Annotated in this window: 10 protein-coding genes and 1 tRNA gene; 9 read left to right on the top strand and 2 right to left on the bottom strand. The window is 40.8% G+C overall.

Translation table 11 applies throughout. The annotated features are described in order from the left end of the window. Positions 1-22: 22 nt before the first annotated feature. The gene (locus tag MB380_RS12915; protein ID WP_253523310.1) at positions 23-1,624 is read right to left on the bottom strand and encodes a GMC family oxidoreductase; all 1,602 of its coding nucleotides are present in this window, start codon (positions 1,622-1,624) and stop codon (positions 23-25) included. Between the two features lie 609 nt (positions 1,625-2,233). Between MB380_RS12915 and MB380_RS12920 the strand changes: the two genes are divergently transcribed. The 6 genes from MB380_RS12920 (at position 2,234) to MB380_RS12945 (ending at position 6,440) form a co-directional block, all read left to right on the top strand. Further along, positions 2,234-3,235, top strand: a complete 1,002-nt coding sequence (locus MB380_RS12920) for an IS110 family transposase (protein WP_253523137.1) — start codon at positions 2,234-2,236, stop codon at positions 3,233-3,235. Between the two features lie 131 nt (positions 3,236-3,366). Further along, the gene (locus MB380_RS12925; RefSeq protein WP_253523313.1) at positions 3,367-3,870 is read left to right on the top strand and encodes a hypothetical protein; all 504 of its coding nucleotides are present in this window, start codon (positions 3,367-3,369) and stop codon (positions 3,868-3,870) included. Positions 3,871-4,030: 160 nt separating this feature from the next. Next, the gene (locus tag MB380_RS12930; RefSeq protein ID WP_253523316.1) at positions 4,031-4,213 is read left to right on the top strand and encodes a hypothetical protein; all 183 of its coding nucleotides are present in this window, start codon (positions 4,031-4,033) and stop codon (positions 4,211-4,213) included. Positions 4,214-4,522: 309 nt separating this feature from the next. Continuing rightward, positions 4,523-4,888 (top strand): immunity 8 family protein, encoded by a 366-nt coding sequence (locus MB380_RS12935; protein WP_253523319.1) that lies wholly within the window; start codon positions 4,523-4,525, stop codon positions 4,886-4,888. 97 nt (positions 4,889-4,985) lie between these two features. Continuing rightward, a complete protein-coding gene (locus tag MB380_RS12940) occupies positions 4,986-5,513 on the top strand; it encodes a hypothetical protein (protein WP_253523322.1) in 528 nt (175 codons plus the stop codon). 399 nt (positions 5,514-5,912) lie between these two features. Next, positions 5,913-6,440 (top strand): transposase, encoded by a 528-nt coding sequence (locus MB380_RS12945; protein ID WP_253523325.1) that lies wholly within the window; start codon positions 5,913-5,915, stop codon positions 6,438-6,440. A gap of 374 nt (positions 6,441-6,814) precedes the next feature. On the opposite strand, the gene pdxH is transcribed toward MB380_RS12945, so the two are convergent. Further along, complete coding sequence (gene pdxH, locus MB380_RS12950) at positions 6,815-7,456, bottom strand: pyridoxamine 5'-phosphate oxidase (protein WP_253523358.1); 642 nt, start codon at positions 7,454-7,456, stop codon at positions 6,815-6,817. Positions 7,457-7,767: 311 nt separating this feature from the next. Between pdxH and MB380_RS12955 the strand changes: the two genes are divergently transcribed. The 3 genes from MB380_RS12955 (at position 7,768) to MB380_RS12965 (ending at position 11,047) form a co-directional block, all read left to right on the top strand. Next, positions 7,768-9,996, top strand: a complete 2,229-nt coding sequence (locus tag MB380_RS12955) for a DUF349 domain-containing protein (RefSeq protein WP_253523361.1) — start codon at positions 7,768-7,770, stop codon at positions 9,994-9,996. 145 nt (positions 9,997-10,141) lie between these two features. Then, a tRNA-Thr gene (locus MB380_RS12960) sits at positions 10,142-10,214 on the top strand. A gap of 137 nt (positions 10,215-10,351) precedes the next feature. Then, the gene (locus tag MB380_RS12965) at positions 10,352-11,047 is read left to right on the top strand and encodes a hypothetical protein (RefSeq protein ID WP_253523364.1); all 696 of its coding nucleotides are present in this window, start codon (positions 10,352-10,354) and stop codon (positions 11,045-11,047) included. Positions 11,048-11,246: the final 199 nt, after the last annotated feature.

The following is an 11,246-nucleotide window of genomic DNA, read 5'->3' on the forward strand; positions in this document are numbered from 1 at the left end:
CTAACCCTTCCTTCAAGCTACCCTACCTCAGTACCAGATCTGCTCCTTTTTCGGCTATCATATAAACAGGGGCATTGGTGTTGCCCGATACGATGGTGGGCATAATGCTGGCGTCTATTACACGGAGGTTTTCTACGCCCTTTACACGCAGCTGATCGTCGACCACGGCCATTTCATCCGTACCCATTTTGCAGGTGCCTACGGGGTGGTAAACGGTTTCCAGTTGTTTTTTAATGTGCAGCATGATGCCATCGTCTGAGGTGCTGTCGGGAGGGGTAATCAACCGGTCGCGGTAAGCATCAAAGGCTTTGGCGTTCATTACCTCAATGGCTTTTCTGGTGGCTTTCAGCAGGGTGATTGCGTCTTGCTCTTTAGATAAGAAATTGGGCTGTATAACCGGTGCATCGGCTGGGTTATTGCTTCTTAAACCCACATACCCTCTGCTTTTGGGGCGCAACAAGGTGGGTAGAATGGTGTAGCCATCATTGTGCGGATAGGTTGAAACGTCATACATATCTACCGTGTAATCATCGCCCGTTTGCACGGCTGCAAAATGAAACTGGTAATCAACCCTATCCGGGCTGTCATCTGTCATGCCAAAGGCCACCGCCTCAAGAGGCCCGATGGTCATCACGCCCTTTTTCAGCAACAGATATTGCGCCAGCGCCTTTGCCTGGTTAACCAGCGACAGGTGGTGATTTTGCCCCCATTGCTGGTGAGACAACGCCGTAACACCCATAAAGAGATGGTCTTGCAGGTTTTTGCCTACGCCGGGCAGTTCTTTTTTGCAGGCAATGCCTGCTTTTTTGAGTTCGTGTTTATCGCCCACGCCAGAGAGCATGAGCAACTGCGGAGAATTGAACGACCCCGCCGAAAGGATTACTTCACGGGCAGCCATAATCTTTTCCGTATTGTTTCGGCCGCGTATTACCTCTACACCAATGGCTTTGTCGTTTTCTATCAATACCTGCTTCACAAGGGTATGGGTGTACACCGTCAGATTCGGGCGTTTCATGGCCGGTTTCAGAAATGCCCCTACGCCACTGTGCCGGCGTGCCTCTTTAATGGTAAACTGCATGAACGACACCCCCTCCTGCCGCTCGCCGTTATAATCTTTGTTGTCGGCAAAACCGTTTTCAATGCAGGCCTTCACAAAGGCATCGGTAAAGCGGGTTCTGTATTGCGTGGCAAAGGTGACGTTCAATGGCCCGCCCTGACCATGATAGAAATTTTTGATTTGCTCGTTATGCTCCGACTTCCGGAAATACGGAAGAATTTCTTCGTAGCTCCACCCCTCGTTGCCTGCATCGGCCCAATCGTTATAGTCTTCCCTGTTGCCACGCACATAGGCCATCGCATTGGTAGAGCTGCAACCACCCAATGTTTTGCCACGCGGCAGGTAAATGCGGCGGTTCAGCACGTGCGCCTGCGGCTCAGAATAATAGCCCCAGTCGACCTCTGTTCGGTGCAGTTTGGCGTATCCGGCCGGAATATGTATCTCGGGTTTCTTGTCGGGCCCGCCTGCTTCAATCAGTAAGACCCGATGGGCAGGGTTCTCTGACAGGCGGTTTGCCAGCACACATCCGGCCGAGCCGGCACCGATAATGATGTAGTCGTAGGTCATGGTTTGAATAGATAGCAGGTTAAAACAATGAAGATAAGGTGGTTTTGCAGAGCAATTTAATAAATTCTGAAAGAAAATCAGCGCGCGGGGAAGTATTATTCCAGTTAGTGTATACGAATTTAAGTGGAAGATAAAATTGAAAGGATTAACCATTGATTCTGCATTGAATAAAAGAGACAACCCAAATTGCCAAAACCAGAAATGATATTAATTTGCAAATGGATGATGGTAACGATTAAAAAATAGATTTGGCAGCTAAATGCCTCACCGTTCTAGGTTAACACCCGTGGTAGAGACAGGGCAATGCCCTGTCTCTACTCGTCGGATAAAGAATCCACCACCGCGACAGAGTCTTTTAGATTTGTAAATGAAAAGCAAGCTGTACAAAACCAAGAAAGGTTATCTTTGGTAAGATTAACAATTATAGAAGTTGTGGGGGGTAGGGAAACTAATTAGAGTCATAGGCTTGGAGCCTATAAGGGGATATAGTCCTACCCTCGCTACTTCGATAGTCAACACAAATAGAAATTCAGGGCTACCGACCCTATTATTAAAGACATGTGTCAATCTATCGAAACCAACTTCTTATTCTTCAACTATTACAAAGATATGAAAACCAAGACATTATTTTTAGGAATGGATGTATCAAAATTGACGATTGATTATTCGCTAATTGATTCAATGGACAAAGTTCTATTAAATGGGCAGATTGACAATACAGCAAAAGACATTTCTGGTTTGTTAAAAAATCTGAAGAATGCAGGGTATAAAGACTTAGGCTCGATATTATTTGGGATGGAAAATACGGGTATCTATTCAAATCCTTTTAAAGTTTATGCGGTCGAAAAAGGATTAGATTTGGTGGTATCTAATGCCCTAGACATTGCTAACTCAAAGGGTATTAGGCGAGAGAAATCAGATAGTGCTGATGCGTATCTAATTGCCCAGTATTTAAGAAAGAATCTTCCAACAATCAGGATATATAAACCTGATAATAAAGTGGTTGTAAAGATGAAACGTTTACAATCTGCTAGACAATTATTACTCAAACAGAAGCATCAGATAGAACGGCATGTCAATGAAATGAAGGGATTTGTTTCTACAAAAGACCATGCATCTTTAAAGAAGACCTTACAGGATTCAATAGCAGGATTAGCCAAAAGTATTGCCAAAATTGACAAAGAGTTGGATGAAATAGTCAAAGAAGATCTGCAAGTTGACAATAACAAGGATTTGATTGAAAGTATTCCAGGTGTTGGCAAACAAACTGCCATTGCCCTGATTACGGCAACTAATAACTTTGAAACGATTTCTGATCCAAGAAAAATTGCTTGTCATGCAGGTGTAGTACCTTTTAAAAAAGAATCAGGGAGTAGTCTTAAAAATACACCACGAGTTTCACATCTGGCTAATAAAAAACTAAAGCAAGCACTGCATATGGCCGCGCTATCTACGGTCAAATGGTGTCAACCTATTAAGCAATATTATGAAAGAAAACTTGCCGAAGATAAAAGCAAAATGTCGGCTTTGAATGCTGTTAGAAACAAAATTTTACATATAGTTTCTGCGCTGATTCGCAAACAAGAAAAATTTAACTTTTCCTTGAACTAGTTCTTTGTCTTTATCATAGAAATCCCTTTTCTGAGCAGTGGCCTGCGCACACAGGAGACTACCGGAACAATATACTAAAGATATGACAGTTGAAGAATTTCTTGAAAAATTTAAATTGATTAAATTAATATATGGAGGAAGAAAATGAAACTCGCGAAAATTGGGAGAATTATAAAAAAGGCCAACAAACTTTATATCGGCAAAGAAATGAATTACTAATGGATGAAAAATTCAAAGATTTAGCCTTTGAATTTTTTAATAATCCTTCAGAAAGATGGCATTTTCTTTCATTTTGTTGCAGCTTGATACATTTTGAAGATCAAGAGTTTATTAAAATCTTCATTAATGAAATTACTGAAGCCGCATTACTTGATAATCCAACAGGCTTGATGATTGCTCGATTTGTACTAAAGAAACTAGACAATAATTGGTTAAAAGCAAATTTGGATGCAATCATTAATAAAATACTTAATGAAATAGATTCGGAATCAGAGCAAGAATGGGCATATAGTAGAACAGCTGACTTACTATATTATTTAGGATTTGACTATATGTTAAAAGCATTTCTGGAGAATTGCAAAATTCATACAAATCCAGAGATTAATTCTATTGTTGACTTTTATTCCAATGATTAACAATCTACATTATTAACATTATTTTTGAGAGAAATACAGGTAATCTATTCTTTAGTAAATAAATATGGAAAATATTCTAAGACTATTTCATTTTACGATTGAGTTATTAAAGTTAAGAGGCATAAAGCACGAATTTACAAGTTTCGATTCGGGTGCAATAATGCTAGATATCTGGCATAATGAAAAGTTTTATGTTATCCAATTCGATGTTGATGGTTACATTGGCGTTTCTGAAGTAAACAATGATAATATGGGCTTTGATACTATCCCTGATGAGAAGTTCTATGATGAAATAAAATATAAAAACAAACTGGAAAGTATGTTGATGAGCGAGAACCGCTAAGAAGGTATCTGGGCAAAAGTAAGTGATATAGTTAAAGATTCTGCAAAATGGAAAGGAAATTTCGGTTTGGGAAGTGGGACTTATGATGAAGCAATGACAGCCTGTAAGTCTTGGGTCGGTGTTGGATATCGTATTTCTAGCGATGGTAAAGCACTTGTGAGTGCAGATGAATTGCGTATTTTTAGACCACCTTATTTTAAACCTAAGTCAGGGGAAACACAAGCCAATTTTGAATGGAAAACAGTTGCAGGTTGACAATTTCAAGGGAATGGTCATTTATACATTATTAATCCATAAGTTAAAATTTACATGAGAGCAGTATTGAAAGAATTATATACTATTGATATGATGCAATTATTAAAAGATTTTAAACCTGCTGTTTATAACAATTTTGGTATTTGGATAAGACTAATTGTAGGAGAAGAAAAAACAGGCGGCGAGGAAAGTTTTGATATTAAACTTTGTACTCCTCAATGGCTAATAGAAAACCATCAGGATTCTGATATTATTTTTGGACGACATCATTTAATTGTTTTTGAATACAACTATTCGAAAATTTATAATAAACTAAAAAAGCACATTGAAAATATCCATGGTGACACTTGGGGAGAAATTGGGACGAAAGTAGGCAGAATTGGATATTGGGAATTTGAAGATTATCAAGAGTATCGTTAATCGATTTAAAGTCAGTCAGAAGAAAAACCCTTTTAAATATTGAACCAGGCAATTAGTGATTAAGGTGGAAACTCTATCAATAAAAAGCAAGTAGTTAATGGATATTATAGTTGTAGGAGTTTATAATGAACAAGATGCCAATACAATTGAAGAAATGGCATCAGCTAATGGACTCAAATTGGTTTGGGACTATAAGCGATACAATATAGAAGCGGAAATGGGAATCGTCGAGTTGAAAAAATACTATACGTTATATGAAACAGGAATACTTATTGAAGGTAACTATGTTGAGGGTGATACCTTCTATTCGTATCCAGTTATATATGAGGTTTCTGATTATTTTATTGCTAGAGAATGGTACAATAAAAGTCGTGAACAACCGAAGTTATTTAATTTTTTTGATACTTTGAGTATAAGCAATATTCAGAAAATGATAATTGGATTTGCTGATGAGTGGGATGAAAACACGACAGTCAAAATTGAGAAATTAAGTTATAAAGAATTGAAAAGCAGACTATACAGTCCTTATGTATGGTGTTTTGGATATAATAATCTTAGAACAAACTCTGTAATCAGAGACGATTTTCATCCATTAGTTTTGGAGTTAGAAAAAGAATTAGATTAGCGAAAAAGCAATCGTACTAATTGCTTTCCGCTGCTATGGCAGTTGATGAAGCCGCTGTGCCTACAGCGGCAGTAAATGCAAATGTCCCTTTGTCGGGCGGTGGTGTATGTACATAGGAAAGTCTGTTAGAATATTATATGGCGCACAAATCAATTAGCGCCAAAATACGTTTCATACTGTCACTAGTTAAGCCGCACTGCGTGCGGCTTATCGTAGAATTAGGATATCGAATTAAATATTTACAACGGATTTGATTACATTTTTCAATTATCCTCCAATAAAAATCCACCTAACTTTAAAGGCAAAAAGCTGCATGCAACGCGGCTCTACCCAATTAAAAATAATCTGTAATTTATTAAATTAATTTATTTGTTATTTTTAGGGACAATTACTAATTACATGAGCGAATTATATAACAACAAATATCGAATACCCACAGTGAGACTAAAATCATGGAATTATTCATTTGAGGGGTTTTACTTTGTAACTATCTGCACAAAAAATAAAAAATATTATTTTGGCAATATAGCATCAGGTCAATTAACATCAACTGAAATAGCCAATATTGCTCATGCTGAATGGTTTAAGATACAGGAATTAAGACCTGACATGAATATTGAATTAGGTGAATTTGTAATAATGCCTAACCATATTCATGGCATAATAATCATTGGCAGAAACGATTTTAATAAATCAATTCCTAACGCTGAGACCAAAAATCAGTTTTCAGTACAATCAAAAAATCTGGCATCTATAATCGGAGGTTTTAAAGGGGCGGTAACAAGCTATGCCAGGAAGAATAGTATCGAATTTGAATGGCAATCCAGATATTATGAACATATTATTCGATCAGAAACAGAATATTTGAAAATCAGACAATATATTATTGATAATCCGTTTAAATGGAATGAGGATTCATTGTTTTGATAATTTTCGTTAAGCTGCACTCCCTGCCGCTTAACGCAGAATCAGGCTGTTGACACAATTATTTAAACCGGAATTATTGGTATTTTTCAACTTTCCTCCAATAAAAATCTACCTTGCTTTATAGGCCACAAGCCGCATGCAATGCGGCTCTACGAAATTCAATTTAATTACATTATTTAAAAATGATTCATAAACGCTATTATAACTTCACTGCGTGCGGCTTATCGTAGAATCAGGCTGTTGACTCAATTAATCACCACGGAATTAATGTCGTTTCTCAATCAACCCCAATAAAAATCCATCGTGTTTTAAATGCAAAAAAAGCCGCATGCAATGCGGCTCTACCAAACTCATTCGAAATATCAATTCAAAAATCACGGGCTTAAACGCTCAATTTTCCAATCTTCACCTTCATTCGTAAATAACAGGCGGTCGTGCAGGCGGTTGGGGCGGCCCTGCCAGAACTCAATACTTTCGGGTATTAACCGGTAACCTCCCCAGTGCGGAGGCCGCGGGATAACGTCATCGCCATACCATTCTTCCAGTTCTTTGGTGCGTTCTTCAAGGCTTTCTCTGGTTACTATGCTCGACTGCCGCGACACCCACGCGCCTATCTGGCTGCCCCGCGGGCGCTGCTGAAAATATTCGTCCGACTCCGCCGCACTCGTTTTTTCAATCCGCCCCTCAATGCGCACCTGCCGTTCCATGGCTGTCCAGAAAAACGTAATCGAGGCATGAGGCACCTCGGCCAGTTCACGGCCCTTGTTACTTTCATAATTGGTATAAAACACAAAGCCGGTGTCGTCAAAGCCTTTCAGCAAAACTATACGGCCGTGGGGCTTACCGCCAGACACCGTAGCCAGATGCATGGCGTTTGGCTCTGCCACATTGTTTTCCAGAGCTTCATGAAACCATTTTTCGAATTGTTTGAAAGGGTTTATCAAAACATTTTCTTCAAGCAATTCGTTGAGTACATAGTTAAGCCGAAGCGAGGCCACATCAGTTTTTTTATTCATTTCTTGCAACGTTTTGGGCTTTTTTTTCGTTTTTAATTATATAGAACCACCTGTTTTTGCAGGGTTGCCGGCGGTAGCAGAAACATCAGCCGGGCCTTCCAATGGTGTAGGTGGCGGCACAAATTTCGGGTTTTGTAGTAATTTAATTGCATTAAATTTTGTTTTTTCAGATACAAAACCGCAGGTTTTTTACCGGTTAGTAAAAATATAATTTCACACTGTGGTTTGTTAGGCAAAAGTATTTTTATATTTATTACATTTGCAAATCTAATAAAAACATTCTGCCTTACTACGAATCGTTTTAATTACCAATGACGCCCATAGACTCAGATTTACAAGAACCCGTTACTGATGCTGCCGAACAGAAAGATTCAACTTTGAAAGAGGCAGAGGCTCCGGCCATTACACAAGTAGACTCTAAAGAAATTATGAACGAACTGAATGATTCCATCGACACTTCGACCGACGAACCTGTTGAAGCAAGCAAAAAAGAGGTGAAAGATGCAGCCCCTGTTGCCGAAAATGCAGAAACTCCGGCAACGGAACAAACAGAAACCCCCATTGAGGTGGTTGCCATTACTACTGACGGTGAAGCCGAAGCCCCTGTGCTGGGTGCCGACGAAAGCCCATTAGAAGAAATTGTGGTAAGCAACGACCCGACTGTAATGGTTGAGGTATCGCCCAAGCCGGTTGAGACTGTAGAGGCCGCTGTTGAAGAGCTGCCGCAGTCGTTCGAGCTGGCAGAAGAAGAAACAGCCGGGCAACCAGCCGAAGAAGTTGATTACAGCAATTTTGGTAAAAAGGATTTTGTAGACCTGGGCGAAAAACTGCTGGGTTCAATTAAAGCCGAGGGCGTGAGTGTATCTGACGTAAGAAATGCCGACAACGTAATGAAGGAAATCAAACCTTTGTTTGACGACCTGAAAGCACGCGAGAAATCGGAGGCATTGAAAAAATATATTGCAGACAACGGAAGTAACGAAGGCTTTGAGTTTAGAAACGACAACTTTGTGGTGCGTTTTGAGTCTCTGAGTGCCCAGATACGTGATGCTAAAAACAGTTTCTTCCAGAAAATAGAGCGCCTGAAAGAAGATTACTTTGAGCGCAAAACCAACCTGCTGCAACGCCTGCGCGACATTGTAGAGCAGGAAGAACAAGGCGGCACTAAAAGCAACTGGCAGGATTTCAAGAAACTACAGGAAGAGTGGAAAACGGCCGGGAATGTCAATTCTCCGCATAATACCTCGCTGTGGTCGGCCTATAATGCCCTGGTTGACCGATACTTTAGTATCCGCCATATTCAGAACGAACTGAAAGACCTGGACCGCAAGAAAAACCTGACAGCCAAAAGCGAAATTGTTGAGCGCATTGAAGCCATTGCCGCTACCCTTGAAGAAGGCGGCCTGAGCAATGCTACCCTGCGCCAGGCAAACGACCTGCTGGAAGAGTACAAACACATTGGCCCGGCACAGCGTGAAGCCCAGGAAGAACTCTGGAAACGCCTGAAAGCCGCCTTTGATGTGATACACAACAAACGCAGAGAGCAGTCGTCGCAAGCCGGGGCTTTGCAGGAAGAGATTTTCCAGGCCAAACAACGCCTGGTAGACAACCTGAAAGCCTATGTGCAGTTTAATACCGACAGCATTAACGAATGGAACGCCAAAACCAAAGAAGTGCTGGCAGTGCAAGACCAATGGAATGCCATAAAAGGCGCCATGCCGAAAGACAAAGGCAAAGAGCTGAGCCGCGAGTTCTGGTCGTCGTTAAAGACTTTCTTCCGTAACAAGGGCGACTTCTTTAACCGTCTGGAAACCGAACGCGAAGGCAACCTGAAATCGAAAACGTCTTTGTGCGAGCAAGTGGAAGCACTTCTGGAAGCAGGCGATTACTCGCCGGCCAATACCGATAAAGTAGTAGAACTACAAAAAACCTGGAAGACAATTGGCCACGTGCCTGAGAAATTCAAGGATAAAATATATGATCGCTTCAAAAAAGCCTGCGATGCCTTCTTTAACGGCAAACGTGCCAAAGGCAATGAAGTAGAGCAGGAATACGAAGCCAACCTGAAACAAAAGCAGGCGCTATGCGATGAAATTGAAAAAGCCGCTGAAGCAGGCGAAGCAGACCTGAACAAGCTGGCCGGTTACAAGGCCCGTTATAACGAAATCGGCTTTGTGCCACGCAAAGAGATGCAGAACATTCAGCGCCGCTTTGTAGATGCCATTAATGCCTATGTAAAGGCCAGCTCGGGTGTGAGCGGCTCTGAAAAAGAGAAAATGCTGCTGCAGAACGAGGTTGAAGTAACCCTGAAAAACGACAGAGGCAACTCTAAAGAGCTTGACAAAAAAGAAAACGATATACGCCGGAAGATGAAAAAACTGGAAGACGACATCAGCCTTTGGCAGAACAATATCGAATTCTTTGCCCGTTCTAAAAACGCCAATGCGGTCCGCGCCGAATACGAAGCCAAGATACAAGGCGCAGAAAAAGAACTGGCCGACCTAAAACAGAAGCTGAAAATAATTGTGGCAGCCAACTGAAAAAATTTTATTTCTTAACTCGTTGGGCATCAACGAGTTAAGAAATTGTTAAAAAATATTTCAAAAAAGGGCTTGCGTTGTATATCTGAAACCATTAATTTTGCACCACGATTTCAGAACAACGGTAACGAAATCAGAAATAAAAGCCTCCATAGCTCAGCTGATAGAGCAACTGACTTGTAATCAGTAGGTCGCTGGTTTGATCCCGGCTGGGGGCTCACAGAAATTTAAAACCTCATAATCAAATTGATTGTGAGGTTTTTTTGTTTATTTTTAGGCCGTGAATAACCGACTAAAATACTCTACGCTTCACTAAGCTGGTATGTATCAGTAACGCACCCAAAAAAACAACCCAATGACTAAAATTTACTCCTACGTGCTGCGATTAGACGATGGCTCTGCCCCCAACCCTTTTGGCGGAATATGTACCCTAACTATTTGTAAACCGGTAATCAGAAGAACTGCCCATGTGGGCGACTGGGTGATTGGAACCGGCTCAAAAAACGTGGTGATTGAAAAAGGGACGCGCCCTATTGATTTTTCAGACAGCCTGGTATATGCCATGAAAATTACCGACATAAAAACCTTACAAGCGTATGACGAGTACTGCAGGAATTACTTGCCAGTGAAAATAGGCAATAAGTATGCAGATGACTGGCACCTGAAAGCAGGCGATTGTATTTACGATTATACTTCGGGCAAGCCGGTATTGAGAGTGAGTTCACATGACAAATGCCACACACCAACTGATTTAAGCGGGCAAAATGCGTTGCTATCTGACCACTTTTATTACTTTGGCCTTGAGGCACGACGCCTGCCGGATGAGCTGAAGGACATGATTAAAATCAGCAAAGGACATAAGATAATAGAACAGCCCGCGCTTGTGGCGGCATTTGAAAATTGGATTGCACAATTTGAGAAAAACAAGCTTTACGCCGACCCCCAGCGAAGATGGTTCTTTGACAGGCCAACGACAGAAATGGAAGCAAGCCAATGTGCCAAAGAAAAACTGGAAACAGAAGAAGATGATATGGAAGAAAGGCATTGCTGATAATAACACAAGACCTGGATAAATGAGAATTTTAATTGTTTTAGTTTTTATAAGCTTGTTTACCGGACGCAGACACAAATCTAAAACTCAGACTATAGAAATAGATGCCTCAAAGGATACCAATCTTTTTATAGAGAGAAGAAGCCATGCTTATTCAGCCAGGCTTATTGTTAACGGGCACATTAATCGTGACGCTCAA

The organism is Emticicia sp. 21SJ11W-3, from assembly GCF_024138715.1.
Lineage (GTDB): Bacteria > Bacteroidota > Bacteroidia > Cytophagales > Spirosomataceae > Emticicia > Emticicia fluvialis.